The following is a 23416-nucleotide window of genomic DNA, read 5'->3' on the forward strand; positions in this document are numbered from 1 at the left end:
GTTGGCGCGCTGGCGCTGGCGCTTGTGTTCGGGCCTGCGCCGAGTGCGATCGCCGAGCCCGACGGCGGCTGGGACCCAACACTGCCCATGAAAGCCAGCTCCGGCGCCCCCGGGGACCCGGTGGCCATCGCCAACGCGTCCTTCCAGGCCAGTCAGCTTGCCCTGCAGACCACCCAGAACCTCGGTCAGAGTTTCCTGTCCGCCCTGGGCCTTGGTGGCAAGCCGAGCGGCGGTGGCGGCGGGACCGCCACGATGATGCCCGGCGGCCGCGTCGGCGGTAAGCAGGCCATCGAATACGTCATCCGGCGCGGCGGCTCCCAGATGGGCGTCCCGTACTCGTGGGGCGGCGGTACCTTGACCGGTCCCGGACCCGGCGTCGACTACGACGCCGGCAAGATCGGCTACGACTGTTCCGGGTTCACGCGCTACGCCTATGCCGGTGTCGGCGTCCAGATCCCCAAGTACTCGGGCGACCAGTACGACACCGGCCGCGCCATCCCGCCGTCGCAAGCCAAGCGCGGCGATCTCATCTTCTACGGTCCGGGTGGCAGCCAGCACGTGACGATCTACCTCGGCGGCGGCAAGATGCTGGAGGCCTCCGGCAGCGCGGGAAAGGTGACGGTCAGCCCGGTCCGGACGGCCGGCATGTCGCCACACCTGTCCCGCATCATCGAGACCTAGACTTGCGGAAAGTCCGACCGAGCAGCACTGACGGCTCCGCCGTCGGCAATCATTCGACGGATACGGGGCCGCCTGGAATAGTTGATTCCGGGTTCGCCGCTATATTGGCGGCTACCTGCTAGACCAGCGACTTTGCGCCGGGCAATCGGCCGAATCAAAACGTGGGAGGAAGCTAGATGACGTCACCGAGTGGGCCGCTGGAGGGCGCCGGAGGCTACCCAGGCCCGGCCCCCACACAGGGCTACCCGCCCGGGGCGCACGCCGCACCCACCGCGCAGCAGCCTGGCAGCGGGGCGTTGCAGTCCGAGGTGCACACCCTTGAGCGCGCCATCTTCGAGGTCAAGCGCATCATCGTCGGCCAGGACCAGTTGGTCGAGCGCATGCTGGTCGGCCTGCTGGCCAAGGGCCACGTGCTGCTCGAAGGTGTGCCGGGTGTCGCCAAGACCCTGGCCGTGGAGACCTTCGCCAAGGTGGTCGGCGGTTCGTTCGCCCGTATCCAGTTCACCCCCGACCTGGTGCCCACCGACATCGTCGGTACCCGCATCTACCGGGTCGGCAAGGAAGAGTTCGACATCGAGCTCGGCCCCGTGATGGTCAACTTCCTGCTCGCCGACGAGATCAACCGTGCGCCTGCCAAGGTGCAGTCGGCGCTGCTGGAGGTCATGGCCGAGCGCAAGATCTCCATCGGCGGCAAGACCTTCCCGCTGCCCAGCCCGTTCCTCGTCATGGCGACGCAGAACCCCATCGAGCAGGAGGGCGTCTACCAGCTGCCCGAGGCGCAGCGCGACCGCTTCCTGTTCAAGCTCAACGTCGGCTACCCGTCGCCCGAGGAAGAGCGCGAGATCATCTACCGGATGGGCGTCAAGCCGCCGGAGCCCAAGCAGATCCTGACCACCGAGGAACTGCTGCACCTGCAGGACGTGGCCGCCAACAACTTCGTGCACCACGCCCTCGTCGACTACGTCGTGCGCATCGTCACCGCCACGCGTGAGCCGGAGAAGTTCGGCATGCCCGACGCCAAGGCCTGGATCGCGTACGGCGCCTCGCCGCGTGCCTCGCTGGGCATCATCAGCGCCTCCCGTGCGCTTGCGCTGGTGCGCGGCCGCGACTACGTCATCCCGCAGGACGTCGTCGAGGTCATCCCGGACGTGCTGCGGCACCGTCTCGTGCTCACCTACGACGCGCTCGCCGACGAGATCTCCGCTGAGACCGTCGTCAACCGCATCCTGCAGACCGTCGCGCTGCCGCAGGTGAATGCCATTCCGCAGCAAGGACATTCGGTTCCGCCCGTGATGGCCGGCGTAGCTGGGGCCGCAGGTCGGTGACCGAGCCCAGGTCTGATCGTCCGGCTTCGCCGCAGCCAGGCCGCTCCGTCGACCTGCCGTCGTTGCAGCGCGGGCAGATTCGGGATCCCGAACTGTCGGCCGCGCTGCGCAAGCTCGAGCTCACTGTCCGGCGCAAGCTGGACGGCGTCCTGCACGGTGACCACCAGGGCCTGATCCCCGGACCCGGCTCCGAGCCGGGGGAGTCCCGGCTCTACCAGCCCGGCGACGACGTGCGCCGGATGGACTGGTCCGTCACAGCCCGCACCACGCATCCGCACGTGCGCCAGATGATCGCCGACCGGGAGCTGGAGACCTGGCTGGTCGTCGACATGTCGGCGAGCCTGGACTTCGGCACCGCGGGCTGCGAGAAGCGCGATCTGGCGGTCGCCGCGGCGGCCTCCATCGCGTTCCTCAACAGCGGTGGCGGCAACCGGCTCGGTGCGGTCATCTCGAACGGTGACACCATCCGCCGGGTGCCCGCATTGTCGGGCCGGCTGCACGAGCAGGAGCTGCTGCGCGCCATCGCCACCACGCCCAAGGCTCCGGCCGGGGTCCGCGGTGACCTGGCCGTGGCCATCGACGCGCTGCGACGGCCCGAGCGCCGGCGCGGCATGGCGGTGATCATCAGCGACTTCCTGGGACCCATCAACTGGATGCGCCCATTGCGGGCCATCGCCGGGCGGCACGAGGTCCTCGGCATCGAGGTCATCGACCCGCGCGACGTGGAGCTGCCCGCGATCGGGGACGTGGTGCTGCAGGACGCAGAGTCCGGCATCACCAAGGAATTCACCATCGACGAGCAACTTCGAGACGACTTCGCCCGCGCCGCCCAGGCACACCGCGACGAAGTGGCCCGCACCCTGCGCCGATGCGACGCCCCGCTGCTGACCCTGCGCACCGACCGGGACTGGATCGCGGACGTCGTGAGGTTCGTGGCGAGCCGCCGCCGTGGTGCCATGGCGGCGCGGTAGCTGTCAACGGTCGCACAGATCGATGTGCGGCTCGCCGCAGCGCGCCGATTTCGGCGAACAAAGGCCGAGACGATAAGTTGACCAGCATGAGTGACACTGTTGCCTCGGAAAGTGCTGTTGGGGGTGCCACCGACGTGGTCGCCGGCCGTCCGGCCTTTGTTTCCCGTTCCGTGCTGGTCACCGGTGGTAACCGGGGCATCGGCCTGGCCATCGCGCAGCGCCTGGCCGCCGACGGCCACAAGGTTGCCGTGACCCACCGCGGTTCCGGTGCCCCCGAGGGGCTGTTCGGCGTCGTTTGTGACGTCACCGACACCGAGGCCGTCGACCGCGCTTTCAAAGAGGTAGAGGAGCACCAAGGCCCCGTCGAGGTGCTGGTGTCCAACGCCGGTATCTCCAAGGACGCGTTCCTGATGCGCATGACCGAGGAGCGGTTCACCGAGGTCATCAACGCCAACCTGACCGGCGCGTTCCGGGTGACCCAGCGCGCGTCACGCAGCATGCAGCGCAAGCGCTTCGGCCGCATCATCTACATCGGCTCGGTCTCGGGCATGTGGGGCATCGGCAACCAGGCCAACTACGCGGCCGCCAAGGCCGGCCTGATCGGCATGGCCCGCTCGATCTCCCGTGAGCTCTCCAAGGCGGGCGTCACCGCCAACGTCGTCGCCCCCGGGTACATCGACACCGAGATGACGCGCGCCCTGGACGAGCGCATCCAGGAAGGCGCGCTGGAGTTCATCCCGGCCAAGCGCGTCGGTACCGCCGAGGACGTTGCCGGTGCCGTCAGCTTCCTGGCGTCCGAGGATGCCGGCTACATCGCCGGCGCGGTGATCCCGGTCGACGGCGGCATGGGCATGGGTCACTGACCCACCGGGCTCAACTCGAAACCCTTTGGCTTAGCAGAACTTAAAGGAGTCAGAACAATGGCAGGTTTGCTCGAAGGCAAGCGCATCCTGGTCACCGGGATCATCACCGATTCGTCCATCGCGTTCCACATCGCGAAGGTCGCCCAGGAGCAGGGCGCAGAACTGGTGCTCACCGGCTTCGACCGGATGAAGCTCATCCAGCGCATCGCCGACCGGCTGCCGAACCCGGCGCCGCTGTTGGAACTCGACGTGCAGAACACCGAGCACCTGGCTTCGCTCGGTGAGCGCGTCACCGAGGTGATCGGCGAGGGCAACAAGCTCGACGGCGTCGTGCACTCCATCGGCTTCATGCCGCAGAGCGGCATGGGCATCAACCCGTTCTTCGACGCGCCCTACGAGGACATCGCCAAGGGCATCCACATCTCGGCGTACTCCTACGCCTCGCTGGCCAATGCGCTGCTGCCGATCATGAACGAAGGCGGCGGCATCGTCGGCATGGACTTCGACCCGACCCGCGCCATGCCCGCCTACAACTGGATGACGGTCGCCAAGAGCGCCCTCGAGTCGGTCAACCGGTTCGTCGCGCGTGAGGCCGGCAAGTTCGGCGTGCGGTCCAATCTCGTTGCGGCAGGCCCCATCCGGACCCTGGCCATGAGCGCCATCGTCGGTGGCGCGCTGGGCGACGAGGCCGGCGCGCAGATGCAGCTGCTCGAAGAGGGCTGGGACCAGCGGGCACCGATCGGCTGGAACATGAAGGACCCGACGCCGGTCGCCAAGACCGTCTGTGCGCTGCTGTCCGAATGGCTGCCCGCCACCACCGGGTCGATCATCTACGCCGACGGTGGCGCCAGCACCCAGCTGATGTGATCTGAATTGTTTTCCGCCGAAACGGCGTTCCGGCAGGTGTGCTCTCCCGCCGGAACGCCGTTTCGCGTCTGAGGAGGGACCAAACACGTGGACTTTGACGCGCTGCTGCTGCTGTCGTTCGGCGGACCCGACGGTCCCGACGACGTCCGTCCGTTCCTGGAGAACGTGACGCGGGGGCGCGGGGTGCCGCCGGAGCGCCTGGACGCCGTCGCCGAGCACTACATGCATTTCGGGGGAGCGTCGCCGATCAATGGCATCAACCGGGCGTTGATCTCCCAGCTCGAGGCGGCAATGCCGGAGCTGCCGGTGTACTTCGGCAACCGCAACTGGGAACCGTACATCGAAGACACGGTTGCCGCCATGCGGGACAACGGAATTCGTCGGGCGGCGGTATTCACGACATCCGCGTGGGGCGGTTACTCGAGCTGCCGGCAGTACGTCGAGGACATCGCGCGCGGCCGCGCCGCGGCCGGGGCGCAGGCGCCGGAATTGGTCAAGCTGCGCCAGTACTTCGACCATCCGCTGTTCGTCGAGATGTTCTCCGAAGCCATCGGGGCAGCGGCCGCGCAGGTGCCCGCTGACCTACGTGACGACGCGCGGCTGGTGTTCACCGCGCATTCCATTCCTGTCGGCGCCGACGAGCGGTACGGCCCGCGGCTGTACAGCCGGCAGGTCGGCTACGCCACTCGGCTGGTCGCCGCGGCCGCCGGGTACGACGACTACGACCAGGTGTGGCAGTCCCGGTCCGGTCCGCCGCAAATCCCTTGGCTGGAACCGGATATCGGCGATCACTTGTCGGCGCTGGCGGCCGCCGGCACCAAGGCCGTCATCGTCTGCCCCATCGGGTTCGTCGCCGACCACATCGAGGTGGTGTGGGACCTCGACAACGAGCTTGCCGAGCTCGCCGCCGAAGCTGGAATCACGTTGGTGCGCACTGCAACTCCGGGCGCGGACCCGCGGTTCGCCCGGTTGGCCGCCTCGCTGGTCGAGGAACTGCGCACGGGCGCGGCGGCGGCGCGGGTCGACGGTCCGGACCCGGTGCCCGGCTACGGCTGCAGCGTCGACGGCGCACCCTGCTCACCGCACTGCTTCGCCGACTGACGGGTCCCTAGCGCTCCCAGGCCGAATGCAGGATGGCCGTCACAGCGGCCAGTCGGGCGGACCGCACGACGTCGGCCAGCGGCCGCATGGCCTCGCTGGCGGTCTGCATCTCCGAGGCGCTCTGCAGGCCGATGGGCGCCAGCCCGGCGCTGACGGTGATGATCGCGTCGATGTGGGCCGCGGTCTCGAGCACCCGCACGGCGCGGGTCGGGGCATGGTCCGGCAGCCGGTGCAGCTGGCCGGCTTCGAGCAGCTGCTCGACCATCTCGCGCGGATCGTCGATGTCCGAGCCGGGTTCGGCCCGCAACCGGCTGAGGGCGTCGGCCGCCGACCGGACCGCGTCGCGCAGCCGGAACTCCTCGTCACCGAGGTCGAAATGACCGATGACCGGCGCGCTCGGCAGCGAGTACACCGTCCAGGACAGCGCCTTGACCTCGGCGTCGTCGGTGTCGTCCTCGTACTCGAAGTCGGGGACCAGGCCGACGGCCTCGCCGTAGTTCGAGGTGATGACGATGGCTTCGCCCACGTCGACGGCGTCCTGCTGGAACTGGGTGCCGGGGGGCAGGCCGCGGACATCGCCGGGTACGGGCAGTACCAGGTTCAGCGCCGGCTCCGAGCGGGCGGCGCCGGCTGCGTGTCGCAGCGTCTGCAGCAACGTGACGCCGCCGTAGTTGGTCAGGTCCGGCCACGGCAGGCCGGTTCGGCTGGCCGCCACGGCGTCGTAGGCGGCAATGGAATGCCTTGGCGCCCACGGCGATAGCGCATCCAGGACATCGTCGGGCGCGGCCAGGCCGGCATGCCAGGCATTGGCCCACACCGTCAGCGAAATACTCGGACACCACATGATGCACGCAGTGTAAAACGCTCCGGCCCGGAACGCCTGTAAGGCGCTACTCTGGTCGCATGCCGGTGCCGTTGCTGTGGCTCATCGTGGCGATCGGGCTTGCCGGCGCCGAAGCGCTCACTGGTGACATGTTCCTGCTCATGCTGTCCGGCGGCGCCCTGGCGACCGCTGGTCTGAGCTGGGCCACCGACTGGCCGATCTGGGCTGACGGCGCCTGTTTCCTCATCGTGTCGGTGCTGCTGCTGGTCCTGGTCCGCCCGTCGCTGCGCAAGCGGCTGGGTGCTGCCGGCCTGCCCGAGCCGGTAAAAGCCCTGGAAGGCAAGACCGCCCTGGTGCTGGAACGCGTGGCGCGCCATGAAGGACAGGTAAAACTCGACGGCGAAATCTGGACGGCGCGTCCGATGGCCGACGACGATGTCTTCGAGCCCGGCGATCACGTCACCGTGATGCGGATCGACGGCGCGACCGCGGTGGTCTACCGGACCATCTGAACGCAAGGGGAGCTGAAATTGACTGGTGCACTTGTTCTTCTGCTGATGCTGGTGGCGCTGGCCATCGTGGTGGTGGTCAAATCGGTGGCGCTCATCCCGCAGGCCGAGGCCGCGGTCATCGAGCGGCTGGGCCGTTACAGCAAGACCGTCTCGGGGCAGCTGACGCTGCTGCTGCCGTTCATCGACAAGATCCGGGCCCGGGTGGACCTGCGTGAGCGGGTCGTGTCGTTCCCGCCGCAGCCGGTGATCACGGAGGACAACCTGACGGTCAACATCGACACCGTCGTCTACTTCCAGGTGACCAGCCCGCAGGCGGCGGTGTACCAGATCAGCAACTACATCGTCGGCGTCGAGCAGCTGACCACCACGACGCTGCGCAACGTCGTCGGCGGTATGACGCTGGAGCAGACGCTGACCTCTCGCGACTCGATCAACGCCCAGCTGCGCGGCGTGCTCGACGAGGCCACCGGCCGCTGGGGCCTGCGGGTAGCCCGGGTGGAGCTGCGCAGCATCGATCCGCCGCCGTCGATCCAGGAGTCGATGGAGAAGCAGATGCGGGCCGATCGGGAGAAGCGCGCCATGATCCTGATGGCGGAAGGCAGCCGGGAGGCGTCGATCAAGCAGGCCGAGGGTGCCAAGCAATCGCAGATCCTGTCGGCCGAAGGTGCCAAGCAGGCCGCGATCCTGGCCGCCGAGGCGGACCGGCAGTCCCGGATCCTGCGGGCCCAGGGTGAACGGGCCGCCCAGTACCTGAACGCCCAGGGCCAGGCGAAGGCCATCGAGAAGACGTTCGCGGCCATCAAGGCGGGCCGGCCCACGCCGGAGCTGCTGGCCTACCAATACCTGCAGACGCTGCCGCAGATGGCCAAGGGCGAGGCCAACAAGGTGTGGGTGGTGCCCAGCGACTTCGGTTCTGCGCTACAGGGTTTCACCAAGATGCTCGGAGCTCCGGGGGAGGACGGGGTGTTCCGCTACACGCCGTCGCCGGTGGAGGAGAACCTGCCCAAGGCCGACGACGACGCCGACGAGGTCGCCGACTGGTTCAACACCCAGACCGACCCGGAGATCGCCAGGGCAGTGGCCAAGGCCGAAGCCGAGGCGCGTGCCTCGGTGCAGCAGCCGGGCTACAGCACCCCACCGCCGCTGCCCGCGCCCCCGGTGCCCCCGGCACCCCCGACCCAGCCGCTCGAGGCGCGTCCAACTCCTGAAATCGACCCGCCCGCCGGACAACACGCAAGGTGACCATGAGTGTGTTGACGTCCCCGAAGACCTACACGGCGCTGGCGCTGCTGCAGGCAGGTGACGCGGCGGCCTGTGCCGTCCCCATCGCGCCGATCGAGAAGGCACTGGCCGGAGTGAACTTCCCGCTGGAGTACCGGTGGATTCTGGTCGGGTCCAAGGCGGCATCGGCTGTGGGTCTGCTTGCCGTGGGGCGCAATCCCGCGCTTGCCCGGCTGACCACCGCGATGCTGGCGCTGTACTTCACGCTGGCGGTCACCGCGCACATCAGAGCGCATGACAAGCCCCAGAACGCGGCACCCGCCGTGCTGTTCCTGGCGCTGTTCACCGCGATGACGGCGAAAGGCCCCGACCGCGAGTCATAAGGCTGCTCAGTGGCCAGTTGCTACCCGGATTCTTGCGTTTCGCGTGTAGCAGGTGGCCGCTCGGCGCCTCAGGGTTGAGCAGTCACCGCGTCGGGCGCGACTGCTGCGGCGTGTGCTCGGCGATGCAGCCGAATCTCGTAGATCAGCCCCGAGATCCCGATGGTCGCAGTGCAGGCCGATACGACCAGCAGGGACGGCCGAATCTGCCCGGTGAGGGCGTCTCCGAGGATGACGACCGCCGCGGTGCCGGGCAGCAACCCGAAGAACGTCGCGATCGCGTACGGCACGACCCGGACCGACGAGGCGCCGGCCGCATAGTTGAGCACCGAGAACGGTACGGCCGGGATCATGCGCATCGACAGGATCGCCGCCCAGCCGCGTTCCTTGAGCCGGGCATCGAGGCTGTCGATGTGCTGGTGCGAGAGCTTGCTCAACTGCCAGCCCAGCACCCGAACCAGCCAGAGCGCGATCAATGCGCTCAGCGTGCTGGCGATGACGGCCAGCGTGACGCCGAGTGCGGAACCGAACAGCAGGCCCGCCGCGAGGGTGAATGCGGTGCGGGGGAACGGCAGCACCGTGACGACGGTGTGGGCCACCAGGAAGGCCAGCGGGAACCACGGGCCGGCCGCGGCAGCCCAGTCGCGCATCTCCACCGCGCTGGGCAAGGGCACCCAGATGGCAATTGCGACGAGAATCACAATCGCCGTTCCGATGCCCACGGCTCGACGCAACGGCATCTGCGCCGCAGTCGTCTGCACCGCAGACAGGACCGTGCGCAGCGCGCTGACAACGGGGTTCACGCTTTCCAAGGGTACGGGGCCATCGCCGATCGCTGACGTCAGGCGCGTGTCCACGGGATGGGCCGCGGCACCAGCCTCCACCGGCGCCGACGATGCGGACAGTCGGTGCGCAGTGGAGCTACTGGGTAGTAGCGACCTGCGTGATTTAGCCTGAAAGTCAAGTGTGATAGGCATTTCTGCATGCAGTGCCATATATCCGATGGCCGAAAGATTGGGAGTCGCCGGTGACTGTCGACGTGTCCACCGTTCGGGACCGCTACGCGCGGTGGCAGACGAACGTCGCCGGCGTGCTCGCCAAGAGCACGCGGAAGGCTGTCGAGGATCTGCCGGCCGAACCCGAGCGCTTGCTCGATTCGCCGACGTACGACGGATTCCCGGTCCGTCCGCTCTACACCAGCCTGGACGGTCTGGCCGAGCCCGCGCTGCCCGGGCACTGGCCGTTCACCCGCGGCGGTGACGCCCACCGCGACGTGCTCGCCGGCTGGAAGGTGGCCGAGCCCTTCCCGATCGCCGGCGATGTTGATGTCGCTGACGTCCGCATGGTCAACGGCGCCGTCCTGCTCGCCCTCACCGACGGCACCAGTGCCCTCGAGGTGCGGGTCGGCACCGGCGGCGTCCCCGTCGACCAGCTGGACCGCGTGTTCGAGGGCGTCTTCCTGGACCTCGTCCCGGTGATCCTCGATGCCGGCACCGACGTAGCAGGCGCAGCGGATCAGCTGCTCACCCTGGTGCAGCCGTTCGACGCCGACCAGCGCGCCCGGCTGTCGATCGACCTGGGCGCCGACCCGCTGACGGCACCGCTGTCGGGCCGCGCCGCCGCGACCGAGGCGGACGTCGTCGCCACCGCGGCGAAGCTGACCGAGTACGTCGGGGGAGTGCGTGCCGTCACGGTCGACGCCGCCGCCCTGCACAACCTCGGCTCGAGCGCCTCGCTGGAGCTGGCGGGTGCCATCGCCGCCGGTGTCGCCTACCTGCGCCTGCTCACCGAGAGCGGACTGTCCGTCGCTGATGCGTTGCGGCAGATCAGCTTCCGTTTCGCCGCTGACGACGACCAGTTCGCCACCATCGCCAAACTCCGTGCGGCCCGCCGACTTTGGGCCCGCGTGGCCGAGGTGGCCGGCGCCCCCGACGCGGGTGCCGCGACCATCCACGCCGTCACGTCGAAGGCCATGATGTCGCAGCGCGACCCGTGGGTGAACATGCTGCGCACCACTCTCGCCGCGTTTGCCGCAGGCGTGGGCGGCGCGGACACCGTGCTGGTCGAGACGTTCGATGCCGCCATCGACGGCGGATTGCCCGGTACCGCAGTCACTTTCAGTCGTCGCATGGCCCGCAACACCCAGCTGTTGCTGCTGGAGGAGTCGCACCTGGGCCGGGTAATCGACCCGTCGGGCGGCTCATGGTTCGTCGAGGACCTCACCGATCAGCTGGCGCAGCAGGCCTGGACGAAGTTCCAGGAGCTGGAGTCGCTCGGCGGCTTTGTCGCGGCCCGTGATCACCTGGGCGCCCAGATCGCCGAGGTCGCGGCCCTTCGCGCCGACGACATCGCGCACCGGCGCACCGCCCTCACCGGCGTCAACGAGTTCCCGAACCTCGAGGAAAACCCACTGGCGCAGACTGATTCGTTCCCGGGCGTGGTCCGGTACGCGGCGGCCTTCGAGGCGCTGCGCAACCGCTCCGATGCCTACCTGGCCAAGACCGGCAAGCGGCCGCAGGCAGTGCTGCTGCCCGTCGGGCCGCTGGCCGAGCACAACATCCGCACCACGTTCGCCTCGAACCTGCTGGCTTCCGGTGGCATCGAGGTCGTCAACCCGGGCACGGTCGATGCCGCGGGGGTCTTCGCGGTGGCAGACGGCCATGCCGCGGCTGTGGTCTGCGGCACCGACGCCCGGTACGCCGAGGAGGCCAGTGGCGTCGTCAAGGCCGCCCGGGCAGCCGGCATCACGCACATCTATCTCGCCGGTCCGGAGCAGGCGGTGGCCGGTGCCGCCGACCAGCCCGACGAGTACCTGACCATGAAAATCGATGCCGTCGAAGCGCTTTCGACCCTGCTCACCCGATTGGGGGCATGACCATGACCGCTTCTAACGTCACCACCATCGGCAGTTTCGCCGACGTTCCGCTGCAGGGTGAGGCCGCGACCGTCCCCACCGCCGACGCCGTCGGCACCCACGTCGCCGACGCGGCCCAGGCCCACGGTTACACCGCCGAGCAGCTCACCTGGTCGACCCCGGAGGGCATCGACGTCAAGCCGGTGTACATCGCCCAAGACAGGGACGCCGCGATGGCAGCCGGCTACCCGCTGGACAGCTTCCCGGGCACCCCGCCGTTCATCCGCGGGCCGTACCCGACCATGTACGTGAACCAGCCGTGGACCATCCGTCAGTACGCCGGATTCTCCACCGCCGCCGAGTCCAATGCGTTCTACCGCCGCAACCTGGCCGCCGGCCAGAAGGGGCTGTCGGTCGCGTTCGACCTCGCCACCCACCGTGGCTACGACTCGGACCACCCGCGCGTCCAGGGCGACGTCGGAATGGCCGGTGTGGCAATCGATTCCATCCTCGACATGCGCCAGCTGTTCGACGGCATCGATCTGGGCAGCGTGTCGGTCTCGATGACGATGAACGGCGCGGTGCTGCCGATCCTCGCGCTCTACGTCGTCGCCGCCGAGGAACAGGGCGTACCGCCGGAGAAGCTGGCCGGGACCATCCAGAACGACATCCTCAAAGAGTTCATGGTCCGCAACACCTACATCTATCCGCCGAAATCGTCGATGCGGATCATCTCGGACATCTTTGGCTACACCAGCACCAAGATGCCGAAGTTCAACTCGATCTCGATCTCGGGTTACCACATCCAAGAGGCCGGTGCCACAGCGGATTTGGAGCTGGCATACACGCTGGCCGACGGCGTCGAGTACATCAAGGCCGGGCTCGATGCGGGCCTGGACATCGACAAGTTCGCGCCGCGACTGTCCTTCTTCTGGGGCATCGGCATGAACTTCTTCATGGAGGTGGCCAAGCTGCGTGCCGGCCGTCTGCTGTGGAGTGAGCTGGTCGCCGAGTTCAGCCCCAAGAGCGACAAGTCGCTGTCGCTGCGCACCCACTCGCAGACCTCCGGCTGGTCGCTGACGGCGCAGGACCCGTTCAACAACGTGGCCCGTACCTGCATCGAGGCCATGGCCGCCACGCAGGGCCACACGCAGTCGCTGCACACCAACGCCCTGGACGAGGCGCTGGCGCTGCCCACCGACTTCTCGGCCCGCATCGCACGTAACACCCAGCTGCTGCTGCAGCAGGAGTCCGGCACCACGCGGCCCATCGACCCGTGGGGTGGTTCGTACTACGTCGAGTGGCTGACCCACCAGCTCGCCGAGAAGGCCCGCGCCCACATCACGGAGGTCGCCGAGCACGGCGGCATGGCACAGGCCATCGGTGAAGGCATCCCGAAGCTGCGCATCGAAGAAGCCGCCGCCCGGACCCAGGCCCGGATCGACTCCGGCGCCCAGACGGTGATCGGCGTCAACAAGTACCAGGTGGACGAGGACCAGGAGATCGAGGTCCTCAAGGTCGAGAACAGCCGGGTGCGTGCCGAGCAGCTCGCCAAGCTCGAGCAGCTGCGGGCCGACCGTGACGAGGCCGCCACGCAGGCCGCGCTGGCCGAATTGACCCGTGCCGCAGGCGAATCCGGTCATGCCGGGGAGGATGGCCTGGGCAACAACCTGATGGCGCTGGCCATCAACGCGGCCCGCGCCAAGGCCACCGTCGGCGAGATTTCCGACGCGCTGGAGAAGGTGTACGGCCGGCACCAGGCCGAGATCCGGACCATCGCCGGTGTCTACCGCGACGAGGTGGGGAAGGCCGGAAACGTGAGCACCGCAACCGAATTGGTCGAGAAGTTCGCCGAGGCCGACGGCCGCCGGCCCCGCATCCTGGTGGCCAAGATGGGCCAGGACGGCCACGACCGCGGCCAGAAGGTGATCGCCACCGCGTTCGCCGACATCGGCTTCGACGTGGACGTCGGCTCGCTGTTCTCCACGCCCGACGAGGTGGCGCGGCAGGCGGCGGACAACGACGTGCACGTGGTCGGGGTGTCCTCGCTGGCGGCCGGTCACCTCACGCTGGTGCCCGCGCTGCGCGACGCACTGGCCGAGGTCGGGCGTCCGGACATCATGATCGTGGTCGGCGGCGTCATCCCGCCTGGCGACTTCGACGAGCTGTACGAGGCGGGCGCCGCGGCGATCTTCCCGCCCGGCACGGTGATCGCCGACGCCGCGATCGGCCTCTTGGGCAAGCTCGCCGGCCGGCTGGGTTACCAGCTCTGATGCGCCGAAACGGCATTCCGGCAGGCTGCTACTCGCACTTTTCCTGCTGGAATACCGTTTCGTCGTGACACGACGATGACCACACCAATACCTGAACTCGCAGCCAGGATCCGGGCCGGCGATCGAGCGGCGCTGGCGCGCGCCATCACCCTGGTCGAGTCCACCCGGGCCGACCACCGTGATGCCGCGCAGCAGCTGCTGCTCGAGCTCACACCGGAGGCAGGCCGGGCCCTGCACGTCGGCATCACCGGGGTGCCCGGGGTGGGGAAGTCGACGACGATCGAAGCGCTCGGCATGCACTTGATCGAGCAGGGGCACCGCGTCGCGGTGCTGGCGGTCGACCCGTCGTCGACCCGCACCGGCGGTTCGATCCTCGGTGACAAGACCCGGATGGCGCAGCTGGCGGTGCAGCCGGAGGCGTACATCCGGCCATCGCCGACGTCGGGCACGCTCGGCGGGGTGGCCAAGGCCACCCGCGAGACCATCGTGCTGCTGGAGGCGGCCGGCTACGACGTCGTGCTGGTCGAGACCGTAGGCGTCGGGCAGTCCGAGGTGACGGTGGCCAACATGGTCGACACCTTCGTCTTCCTGACCCTGGCCCGCACCGGTGATCAGCTGCAGGGCATCAAGAAGGGCGTCCTGGAGCTCGCCGATGTCATCGTGGTCAACAAGGCCGATGGTGAGCACGCCATCGAGGCCCAGGCCGCCGCGCGTGAACTCGCCGGGGCGATCCGGCTGATCTACCCGCGCGACACCCTGTGGCGGCCGCCGGTGCTGACCATGAGCGCGTTGCACCGCGACGGCCTGGCCGCGATGTGGGACACCGTGCTCAAACATCGTGAAATCCTCAGTGCGGCAGGCGAATTCGACGCTCGTCGGCGGGCGCAGCAGGTCGACTGGACCTGGACGATGGTGCGGGACACCGTGCTGGACCGGGTGATGTCGAATGCTGCCGTCAAGGCCCATCGCGACGAGGTGGAACGCCAGGTGCGCGAAGGTGAGCTGACGCCCGCGTTGGCGGCGCAGCGCATCATCGACCTCGCGAACTGATCGCGCCGCGTTCCGGTTCGAGATTGCCGCTGGGCCTGTCGGCGCAATATCGGGAACGGGCCCGGGGTGTTTTCGGGTAGCGCGCTGGCGAAACCAATTTCGGGTTGGTTCAGCTGCCTCGCAGGTGTGCCGGAGAAAATGCGGCCCGTCCCGGCTGGCTATCAAAACTCGGTGTGATTAATACCGTGTGAGCACGGGAATCTGCGGGTTGATAGGTGCTCTCGCAACGAGTTACGCGCGCGTAATTGCGATCTTGAAGTGGCTTTACCGGCGTCGCTGAACCTGTGTATCCAGACTATTTAGCTAACAGATTGATAACGTCGGAGATGATCCGCGGCAGGCGCAGGTCATTATTTGGTAATGACCAACGCAATTCGCCGGGAGCGCAACGTAGCGCCTCTCCGGTCCGCCGGCGGGCCTCTTCCGCATGGCGTTCAAGGTGCCGCTGATCCGAATTTCGCAAGCGTGGTGCGGGCCTTTTCCGCCATGTTCCCCAGCCGCTATCTGGGCGGTGGCGCCCTGTCGGTGTACCTCGACGGCGTTCCCGTCGTCGATGTGTGGACGGGCTGGGCAGACCGGTGGGGTACGCAGCCGTGGGAGGCGGATACCGGTGCCATGGTGTTCTCGGCGACGAAGGGGTTGGCTTCGACCGTCATCCACCGACTGGCCGACCGGGGCCTGATCGCCTACGACGCACCGGTCGCCGACTACTGGCCGGCCTTCGCGGCCAACGGCAAGGCCGGCGTGACGGTGCGGGAGCTGATGCGGCACCGCGCGGGACTGTCGCAGTTGAACGGCGCCACGCGGGACGAGCTGATGGATCACCGCCACATGGAGCGGCGGTTGGCGGCAGCTCCGATGAGCTGGATGAAGGGGCGTCCGGCGTACCACGCCATCACCTACGGCTGGCTGTTGTCCGGCCTGGCGCGGGCGGTGACCGGGCAGGGCATGCGGGAGCTGTTCCGCACCGAGCTGGCCGAGCCGCTCGGCGTCGACGGTCTGCACCTTGGGCGCCCGTCGGGCCATGCGCCGACGCGGCCCGCGCAGATCATCGGCCCGCAGTTCCGTATCCGCAATCCGCTTTTCGACGCGGTGGCGCCGCATGTGGCGAAGTTGCCGTTCTCGGGTGGCTTCGGCTCGATGTACTTCACCGGTATGCGGTCGATGGCGCAAGGGGACATACCGCTGCTGGATTCCGAGATGCCGGGCGCCAACGGGGTGGCCACGGCGCGATCGCTGGGCCGCCTGTACGGCGCGATCGCCAACAGTGGCCAGATCGACGGCCAGCGCTTCCTGTCCGCGGGCACTGTGGCGCAACTGCGGGGCACCGGCAGTGTGTTTCCGGACCTTGGCCTCGGTCTGCCGATGGACTTCAACCTGGGGTATCACGGCGTGCCGTTCCCGGGCATCCTGCCTGGCTTCGGACACGTGGGTCTGGGAGGGTCGCTGGGCTGGGCAGACCCCGATCGGGGCCTGGCTTACGGCTTCGTGCACAACCGGCTGTTGACGCCGCTGATGGTTGCCGATCAGGCCGGTTTCGTGGCGCTCGGGGCAATGGTGCGACACGGGGTGGCGCAGGCGCGCAGCAACGGTTTCTGTCGAGTGACGGAATTCGGGGCGCCCTATGCCGATCCGGCCCCGGTTGCGGGCTGACGGAGTTTGCGCGCGCGAGATATGCGGCCGCATCGGAAGCGATGCGGACCGCCCTCAGCATGGCACTTTCGAATACACCTAGATGACTGGCGTGTTGATTTTTTGCCCGCATCGAGCGGAGTTCGTCACACTAGATATTTCATACCATTCGTATCGAGCATTGCCCAAAAAGCGATTTTGTGCCCACAGCCTGTAGGTCTGCGATTTTCTCGGTGTTGCTCAAATTCAAATTGCGATATCCACGCAAACATTTGCCCTGTAACGGCGTCCGCGTGTGCGCGGTGCTGGGGTGAACGATGTTCGCTACGGACCGCTATGCTTCCGCCCCGTGGCTGGTTCGAAAAGGCTCCGAACCAAACCCCTGCGCAACGGCGCGCCGGGCGGGTGGGGCCTTCCGCGGCGAGTGTGCTGCGGATATCCAGTGCCGATGGTCGCCTAGTAGCGATTCGACCGAAACGGGTAGCCCCGAATCGGCGGATCAGTTAATTTGACCCGGTAGGATTTCGAGCCAGTTTGTTTAAAGCGGCAAAGACGATTTCGCAGAGATTTTGAGCGCGGTCTGCAAAGCCACCCGGCACAGCGTGTCGGAGTCCGGCCGGACTGCACGGAGAGGCGGTAGCTAAGTGGGTGGGTCACCGACGACACCCGTCGCGATCATCGGCATGGCATGCCGGCTTCCTGGCGGCATCAGTTCGCCAGAGGAGCTGTGGGAAGCCCTGCTGCGCGGTGACGACCTGGTTACCAAAGTCCCGCTGGAGCGGTGGGACGCCGAGGAGTACTACGACCCGGAACCCGGCGTGCCCGGCCGCTCGGTCTCCAAGTGGGGCGGCTTCATCGATGACGTCGCCGGCTTCGATGCCGACTTCTTCAACATCAGTGACCGCGAAGCCACGGCGATCGACCCGCAGCACCGCCTGATCCTCGAAACCTCTTGGGAGGCCGTGGAACACGCGGGCATCGACCCCGCCACCCTGGCCGGCTCGCTCACCGGTGTGTTCGTGGGTATGACCCACGGCGACTACCAGCTGCTCGCCGCCGACGCCCACGCCATCGAGGGCCCGTACGGCTTCACCGGCAACAACTTCAGCCTGGCCTCGGGTCGCGTCTCCTACCACCTGGGTGCGCACGGGCCGTCGTACACGGTCGACTCGGCGTGCTCGTCCAGCCTGCTCGCCATCCACAACGCGTGCCGCAGCCTGCACGACGGTGAGAGCGACGCCGCCCTTGCCGGTGGTGTCTCGATCATGCTGGAGCCGCGCAAGATGTCGTCGGGTTCGGCGCAGGGCATGCTGTCGCCGACCGGCCATTGCCACGCGTTCGACGTGGCCGCCGACGGCTTCGTCTCCGGCGAGGCATCGGTCATGTTCATGATGAAGCGCCTGGACGACGCGCAGCGCGACGGCGATCGCGTCCTCGCGGTCATCCGCGGTACCGCGAGCAACCAGGACGGCCACACGGTCAACATCGCGACCCCGGGCGCCGACGCCCAGGTCGCCGTTTATCGCCGCGCATTGGACCTCGCCGCCATCGACCCCGCCACCGTGGGTTACGTCGAGGCGCACGGCACCGGGACGCCGGTCGGTGACCCGATCGAATACTCAAGTCTGGCAACGATTTACGGCAAGCAGGGGCCGGTCGTGCTGGGCTCGGTCAAGACCAACGTGGGGCACGCGCAGTCGGCTTCGGGTGCGGTCGGTCTGATGAAGACCGTCCTGGCCCTGCAACACGGCGAGGTGCCGAAGAACCTCTACTTCAACGAGATGCCCGCCGAGATGGCGGCGATCACCACCGGCCTGTTCGTGCCGACGGACCTCGTGCCGTGGCCGGCCACCGCCGACCATCCGCGCCGTGCCGCCGTGTCCGCGTACGGCCTGTCCGGCACCAACGTGCACGCCGTCGTCGAGCAGGCCCCGGCAGAGTCGTCGCCGCGCGTCGTCGAGTCGGGTGGCCAGGGCATTGAGGGCAAACTGCTGTTCCCGGTGTCGTCCACCTCGGCTGAGGAACTGCGCCGCACGGCCGGCAAACTGGCCGACTGGGCGGCAGCCCAGGGCGCGTCCCTCGATCTCGCCGACACCGCCTACACGCTGACCCGCCGTCGCGCCCACCGTCCGGTCCGCACCACGGTCCTCGCCGAGGACGCCACGGGTCTGATCCAGGCGCTCCGCGACGTCGCCGACAGCGACACCCCGCACCAGCGCGCGGCCGGCAACGGTGACCACGGCGCGGTGTGGGTGTTCTCGGGCCAGGGTTCGCAGTGGGCGGCGATGGGCGCCGGTCTGCTGGCCGCCGAGCCCGCCTTCGCCGCCGCCATCGCCGAGATCGAACCGCTGATCGAAGCGGAGTCCGGTTTCTCGATCACCGAGGCCATCAGCGCCGGTGAGACGGTGACCGGCATCGACCGCATCCAGCCCGCCGTGTTCGCCATCCAGGTGGCGCTGGCCGCAACCCTGCGGTCGTACGGGGTGCAGCCCGGCGCGGTCATCGGCCACTCGATGGGCGAGTCGGCCGCCGCCGTCGTCTCCGGCGCACTGTCGCTGGCCGACGGCGTGAAGGTGATCTGCCGCCGCTCGAACCTGATGCTCAAGGTGTCCGGCTCGGGCGCCATGGCGTCGGTGGAGCTGCCTGCCCAGCAGGTGCTCTCCGAGCTCGGTGCCCGCGGCGTCAGCGACGTCGTCCTGGCGGTCGTCGCCTCACCGCAGTCGACCGTCGTCGGTGGTGACAAGGACGCCATTCGCGCGCTGGTCAAGGAGTGGGACGAGCGCGGCGTCATGGCCCGCGAGGTGGCCGTCGACGTGGCGTCGCACACCCCGCAGGTCGACCCGATCCTGGACGAGCTGGCCGATGCCCTCGAGGACCTCGAGCCCGGCGAGCCGGCGGTCCCGTACTACTCGGCCACGCAGTACGACCCGCGGGACCCCGCGGACTACGACGCCGACTACTGGGTGGACAACCTGCGCCACACCGTGCGCTTCGGCGCGGCGGTACAGGCCGCGCTGGATGACGGCTTCCGGGTGTTCATCGAGCTGGCCCCGCACCCGCTGCTGGTGCACGCGGTCAACCAGAACGCCGCGCACCAGGACATCGGCATCGCCGCCCTGGCGGCGATGCGTCGCGAGCAGGACGTGCCGAACGGCCTGCGGGACGTCGTGGCCGATCTGCATGTTGCCGGGGCGGCCATCGACTTCTCGGCGATGTACCCGGACGGCGCACTGGTCGACGTGCCACTGCCGACCTGGACCCGCAACCACCTGATCCTGACGCGTGATCCGCACGAGCAGGCCCCCGGCGGGGCGTCGCTGGCGGTGCACCCGCTGCTGGGTGCGCACGTCCGGCTCCCGGAGGAGCCCGAGCGTCATGTCTGGCAGTCCGACCTGGGCACCGGCATGCAGCCGTGGCTGGGTGACCACCAGGTGCACAACGTGGCGGCACTGCCCGGCGCCGCGTACTGCGAGATGGCGCTCGGCGCGGCCCGTGAGGTGCTTGGTGAGGCCTCCGAGGTGCGCAACGTGACCTTCGAGGCGATGCTGCTGCTCGAGGAGGAGACCGCCGTGTCGGCGGTGGCCACGGCGGTCCCGTCGGGCGACATCGACTTCCTCGTCGAGACCTACCAGGACGGCGAGCAGGTTCGCCGTGCCGGCGCGACGCTGCACGCCATCGAAGACGATGCGGCCCGTCCGGCGTACAACCTGGCCAAGCTGGTCGCCGCGCACACCGCCGATGTCGACGGTGGCGACCTGCGCGCCTGGTTCGCCGATCGCGGCATCCAGTACGGCCCGGCGTTCTCCGGTCTGACGGCGGCCCACACGACGCAAGGCACCACGGTGCTTGCCGCGGTCGCGCTGCCCGGTGCCATCCGGTCGCAGCAGAGCGCCTACACCGTGCACCCGGCGCTGCTCGACGCCTGCTTCCAGGCAGTGGCCGCGCATCCCGATCTGCACGGCGACACCACCGGCGCGTTGATGCTGCCGCTGGGCGTCGGCAAGTTGCGGGCCTACGAGTCGACCCGCAACGCGCACTACTGCTACGTCAAGCTCACCAGCCTGTCGCCGACCGCTGTCGAAGCCGACATCGACGTGCTCGACGAGCACGGCGCGGTGCTGCTCGCCGTGACCGGCCTGCGGCTGGGCACGGGCGTGTCGGAGGAGGGCCAGCGCGAGCGGTTGCTCAACGAGCGCCTGCTGAACATCGAATGGCGCAGCCAGGACGCACCGGTCGCCAACGTGGTGGATCCGGGCCGCTGGCTGCTGATCTCCGCCGCGGCGGACGCCGACAGCCTGACCGAGAAGCTCTCGGAGGTCCTGCAGTCGGACGAGGCCGACGTCTCCACCATGGCGTGGCCGGCCGACGCCGACCACGCGGGGAACTCCGAAGCGCTGCAGGCCACCTTGACGGCCAAGCCGTTCAAGGGCGTCGTCATCGTCACGGGTGCGCCCGAGGAGTCGGCGGCTGCTGCATCGGCGGCCACCGCGCAGCGCGGTGTGACGCAGGTCGAGCAGCTGGTGCACATCGTGCGCGGGCTGCCGGACGTGCCGGGTCAGCCGGCCCGGCTGTATGTGCTCACCCGGGGTGCCCGCACCGTGCTGTCCGCCGATGTGGCCAACCTGGAGCAGGGCGGCATTCGCGGCTTCATGCGGGCCATCGGCATGGAGTACCCGGCGATGCGGCCGACCCAGATCGATCTGGACGTGCAGGCCGACGTGGCGCATGTCGCCGCCGAACTGCTGTCCGGCTCGGAAGAGGACGAGACGGCATGGCGGTCGGGCGAGTGGTTCACCGCTCGCCTGAACCTGAGCCAGCTGCAGCCCGAGGAACGTCGCACGACCGTCGTGCGACCGGAGACCGACGGTGTGCAGCTCCAGATCCGGACCCCCGGCGACCTGTCGTCGGCGGAGCTGGCCGCGTACGAGCGCGTCGCTCCGGGACCGGGCCAGATCGAGGTGTCGGTCGCTGCGTCCAACCTGAACTTCGCCGACGTGCTCGTCGCCTACGGCCGGTACCCGAGCTTCGAGGGCCGGCTGCCGCAGCCGGGCGCGGACTTCGCCGGTGTCGTCACCGCTGTCGGCCCGGGCGTCACCGATCACCAGATCGGCGACCGGGTGGCGGGTATCTCGCTGACCGGTGCCTGGAAGACGTTCGTCACCTGCGACGCCAACCTGGCCGTGAAGATTCCGGACGACCTGCCTGAGGGCAGCGCGGCGGCGGTGCCCAGTGCGCACGCCACCGCGTGGTACGGCCTGCACAACCTGGCCCGCATCCAGGCCGGTGACAAGGTGCTGATCCACTCCGCCACCGGTGGTGTGGGACAGGCCGCCATCGCCATCGCGCGGGCCGCGGGTGCCGAGATCTACGCCACCGCGGGTAGCGACGATCGTCGAAACCTGTTGCGCAGCTGGGGAATTCAGCACGTCTACGATTCCCGTAGCGCTGCCTTCGCCGAGGAGATTCGCCGCGACACCGACGGCTACGGCGTCGACGTCGTGCTGAACTCGCTGCCGGGTGCGGCACAGAAGGCCGGTGTCGACCTGCTGACCTTCGGCGGCCGGTTCGTCGAGATCGGCAAGCGCGACATTTACGGCGACACCCGGATGGGCCTGTTCCCGTTCCGCCGGAACCTGTCGTTCTACGCGCTCGATCTGGCCCTGCTGACGTTGACCAACCCCGACGTCACGCGCGGCATGCTGGAGACGATCTTCGGACAGATCGCCGACGGCGTGCTGCCGGTGCCCGACACCACGCACTACCCGCTGAGCGACGCCGCCACCGCCATCCGCGTCATGGGCGCGGCCGGCCACACCGGCAAGCTCGTGCTCGACATCCCGCACACCGGGGAGTTCGAGGCGGTGCTGTCGCCGGAGCAGGCTCCCGTGTACCGGGCCGACGGTTCCTACATCGTCACCGGTGGTCTCAGCGGCCTCGGCCTGTTCCTGGCCGAGAAGCTGGCGGCCGGCGGCTGCGGACGCATCGTGCTCAACGCGCGTTCGGAGCCGAGCGCCCAGACCCGGCAGGCCATCGAGGCCGTCCGGAGCAAGGGTGCCGAGGTCGAGGTCGTGTTGGGTGACATTGCCGCCGCCGACACCGCCGCCCGTCTGGTTGCTGCCGCCGAGTCGACCGGCAAGCCGCTGCGCGGCGTGCTGCACGGCGCAGCGGTGGTCGAGGACGCGACGTTGCCGAACATCACCGACGAGCTGATCGAGCGTGACTGGGCGCCGAAGGTGTACGGCGCGTGGTACCTGCACGAGGCGACGGCCGGTGCCGACCTGGACTGGTTCTGCTCGTTCTCGTCGGCTGCCGCGATGGTCGGCTCGCCCGGCCAGGCCGCCTACGCCGCGGCCAACAGCTGGCTGGACGCGTTCACCCACTGGCGACGTGCTCAGGGGCTGCCGGCCGGTGCGATCGCCTGGGGTGCCTGGGCCAAGATCGGTGCCGGGCAGGGGATGGCGTCCGACGAGACCATGGCGATCGATCCGGAGGACGGCGCCTACGCGTTCGACGCGATCATCCGCCACGACCGTGCCTACGCCGGCTACGCGCCGGTGGCCGGGGCCGACTGGCTGGTGGCTTTCGCCCAGACCAGCAAGTTTGCCGAGTCGTTCGCCAACATCGGGCGGGGAGGTGCGGGCACGAGCGAGTTCCTCGCGGAGTTCCACGCACTGTCGGAGGAGGAACGGCCGGCTCGGCTGAGGCGCCTGATCACCGACGCTATGTCTATGATACTTAGGGCGTGTCTCCCAATTTGAGAGTTCCCACGCGGGAGTGGATGACGGCGCAGGCCAACAAGACACCGCCGAGGTAGGTCAGGGCATATTTGTCGTAGCGGGTCGCAACACCGCGCCACTGCTTGA

16 protein-coding genes and 1 pseudogene are annotated in these 23416 nt (G+C 68.6%); 14 read left to right on the top strand and 3 right to left on the bottom strand.

Going from position 1 to position 23416, the window contains the following annotated elements:
* The first annotated feature begins 9 nt into the window (after positions 1-9).
* The 6 genes from ripB to TL10_RS22625 all read left to right on the top strand — a co-directional run bounded on the left by ripB (position 10) and on the right by TL10_RS22625 (position 5808).
* Positions 10-681, top strand: coding sequence for an NlpC/P60 family peptidoglycan endopeptidase RipB (gene ripB / locus TL10_RS22600; protein WP_413784711.1), 672 nt, complete (start codon positions 10-12; stop codon positions 679-681).
* Between the two features lie 176 nt (positions 682-857).
* Complete coding sequence (gene moxR1 / locus TL10_RS22605) at positions 858-2006, top strand: chaperone MoxR1 (RefSeq protein WP_043396386.1); 1149 nt, start codon at positions 858-860, stop codon at positions 2004-2006.
* Positions 2003-2977, top strand: a complete 975-nt coding sequence (locus TL10_RS22610; RefSeq protein WP_043987431.1) for a DUF58 domain-containing protein — start codon at positions 2003-2005, stop codon at positions 2975-2977. Before moxR1 ends, TL10_RS22610 begins: the two co-directional genes overlap by 4 nt.
* An 86-nt stretch (positions 2978-3063) precedes the next feature.
* Entirely contained in the window at positions 3064-3840 is a 777-nt protein-coding gene (gene fabG1, locus TL10_RS22615; protein ID WP_043987432.1) for a 3-oxoacyl-ACP reductase FabG1, read from the top strand.
* Positions 3841-3897: 57 nt separating this feature from the next.
* The gene (gene inhA / locus TL10_RS22620; protein ID WP_043396384.1) at positions 3898-4707 is read left to right on the top strand and encodes an NADH-dependent enoyl-ACP reductase InhA; all 810 of its coding nucleotides are present in this window, start codon (positions 3898-3900) and stop codon (positions 4705-4707) included.
* An 87-nt stretch (positions 4708-4794) separates the two neighbouring features.
* Complete coding sequence (locus TL10_RS22625; RefSeq protein ID WP_043987434.1) at positions 4795-5808, top strand: ferrochelatase; 1014 nt, start codon at positions 4795-4797, stop codon at positions 5806-5808.
* 7 nt (positions 5809-5815) lie between these two features.
* Here the strand turns inward: TL10_RS22625 and TL10_RS22630 are convergent, their stop codons facing one another.
* Positions 5816-6652, bottom strand: coding sequence for an Rv1486c family protein (locus tag TL10_RS22630; RefSeq protein WP_043987435.1), 837 nt, complete (start codon positions 6650-6652; stop codon positions 5816-5818).
* 59 nt (positions 6653-6711) lie between these two features.
* Between TL10_RS22630 and TL10_RS22635 the strand changes: the two genes are divergently transcribed.
* From TL10_RS22635 to TL10_RS22645, 3 genes are read left to right on the top strand one after another with little or no spacing between them, the layout of a single operon-like run.
* Entirely contained in the window at positions 6712-7143 is a 432-nt protein-coding gene (locus TL10_RS22635) for an NfeD family protein (RefSeq protein ID WP_043396381.1), read from the top strand.
* Positions 7144-7188: 45 nt separating this feature from the next.
* Positions 7189-8385, top strand: a complete 1197-nt coding sequence (locus TL10_RS22640) for an SPFH domain-containing protein (protein ID WP_110789189.1) — start codon at positions 7189-7191, stop codon at positions 8383-8385.
* Between the two features lie 2 nt (positions 8386-8387).
* Positions 8388-8747, top strand: a complete 360-nt coding sequence (locus TL10_RS22645) for a DoxX family protein (RefSeq protein ID WP_043987437.1) — start codon at positions 8388-8390, stop codon at positions 8745-8747.
* A gap of 68 nt (positions 8748-8815) precedes the next feature.
* On the opposite strand, the gene TL10_RS22650 is transcribed toward TL10_RS22645, so the two are convergent.
* Positions 8816-9547, bottom strand: a complete 732-nt coding sequence (locus tag TL10_RS22650; RefSeq protein ID WP_162625355.1) for a TVP38/TMEM64 family protein — start codon at positions 9545-9547, stop codon at positions 8816-8818.
* A gap of 224 nt (positions 9548-9771) precedes the next feature.
* Here TL10_RS22650 and mutA point away from each other — a divergent pair, with 224 nt between their 5' ends.
* The 5 genes from mutA (at position 9772) to pks2 (ending at position 23311) form a co-directional block, all read left to right on the top strand.
* The gene (gene mutA, locus TL10_RS22655; protein ID WP_043987442.1) at positions 9772-11619 is read left to right on the top strand and encodes a methylmalonyl-CoA mutase small subunit; all 1848 of its coding nucleotides are present in this window, start codon (positions 9772-9774) and stop codon (positions 11617-11619) included.
* Between the two features lie 2 nt (positions 11620-11621).
* The gene (gene scpA, locus TL10_RS22660; RefSeq protein WP_110789195.1) at positions 11622-13871 is read left to right on the top strand and encodes a methylmalonyl-CoA mutase; all 2250 of its coding nucleotides are present in this window, start codon (positions 11622-11624) and stop codon (positions 13869-13871) included.
* A gap of 75 nt (positions 13872-13946) precedes the next feature.
* Positions 13947-14921 carry a methylmalonyl Co-A mutase-associated GTPase MeaB gene (meaB, locus tag TL10_RS22665; RefSeq protein ID WP_043987444.1) on the top strand — a complete coding sequence of 325 codons (975 nt, stop codon included), beginning with the start codon at positions 13947-13949 and terminating at the stop codon, positions 14919-14921.
* A 360-nt stretch (positions 14922-15281) separates the two neighbouring features.
* Positions 15282-16574, top strand: coding sequence for an esterase/beta-lactamase LipL (lipL, locus tag TL10_RS22670; protein WP_043987445.1), 1293 nt, complete (start codon positions 15282-15284; stop codon positions 16572-16574).
* Between the two features lie 623 nt (positions 16575-17197).
* On the top strand, positions 17198-23311 hold the full coding sequence (pks2, locus tag TL10_RS22675; protein ID WP_276525131.1) for a sulfolipid-1 biosynthesis phthioceranic/hydroxyphthioceranic acid synthase: 6114 nt from the start codon (positions 17198-17200) through the stop codon (positions 23309-23311).
* Here the strand turns inward: pks2 and TL10_RS30720 are convergent.
* Positions 23289-23416: pseudogene (locus TL10_RS30720) on the bottom strand (IS5 family transposase); the annotation flags it as partial. The gene pks2 and the pseudogene TL10_RS30720 sit on opposite strands and share 23 nt — an antisense overlap.

Source organism: Mycolicibacterium llatzerense (assembly GCF_000878195.1).
In the GTDB taxonomy this organism is placed as follows: Bacteria; Actinomycetota; Actinomycetes; order Mycobacteriales; family Mycobacteriaceae; genus Mycobacterium; species Mycobacterium llatzerense.

Coding starts and splice junctions, on each gene's coding strand:
- moxR1 (WP_043396386.1), top strand. CDS start 858: ATGACGTCACCGAGTGGGCCGCTGGAGGGCGCCGGAGGCTACCCAGGC.
- fabG1 (WP_043987432.1), top strand. CDS start 3,064: ATGAGTGACACTGTTGCCTCGGAAAGTGCTGTTGGGGGTGCCACCGAC.
- inhA (WP_043396384.1), top strand. CDS start 3,898: ATGGCAGGTTTGCTCGAAGGCAAGCGCATCCTGGTCACCGGGATCATC.
- TL10_RS22630 (WP_043987435.1), bottom strand. CDS start 6,652: ATGTGGTGTCCGAGTATTTCGCTGACGGTGTGGGCCAATGCCTGGCAT.
- TL10_RS22635 (WP_043396381.1), top strand. CDS start 6,712: ATGCCGGTGCCGTTGCTGTGGCTCATCGTGGCGATCGGGCTTGCCGGC.
- TL10_RS22640 (WP_110789189.1), top strand. CDS start 7,189: ATGCTGGTGGCGCTGGCCATCGTGGTGGTGGTCAAATCGGTGGCGCTC.
- TL10_RS22645 (WP_043987437.1), top strand. CDS start 8,388: ATGAGTGTGTTGACGTCCCCGAAGACCTACACGGCGCTGGCGCTGCTG.
- scpA (WP_110789195.1), top strand. CDS start 11,622: ATGACCGCTTCTAACGTCACCACCATCGGCAGTTTCGCCGACGTTCCG.
- meaB (WP_043987444.1), top strand. CDS start 13,947: ATGACCACACCAATACCTGAACTCGCAGCCAGGATCCGGGCCGGCGAT.
- lipL (WP_043987445.1), top strand. CDS start 15,282: ATGACCAACGCAATTCGCCGGGAGCGCAACGTAGCGCCTCTCCGGTCC.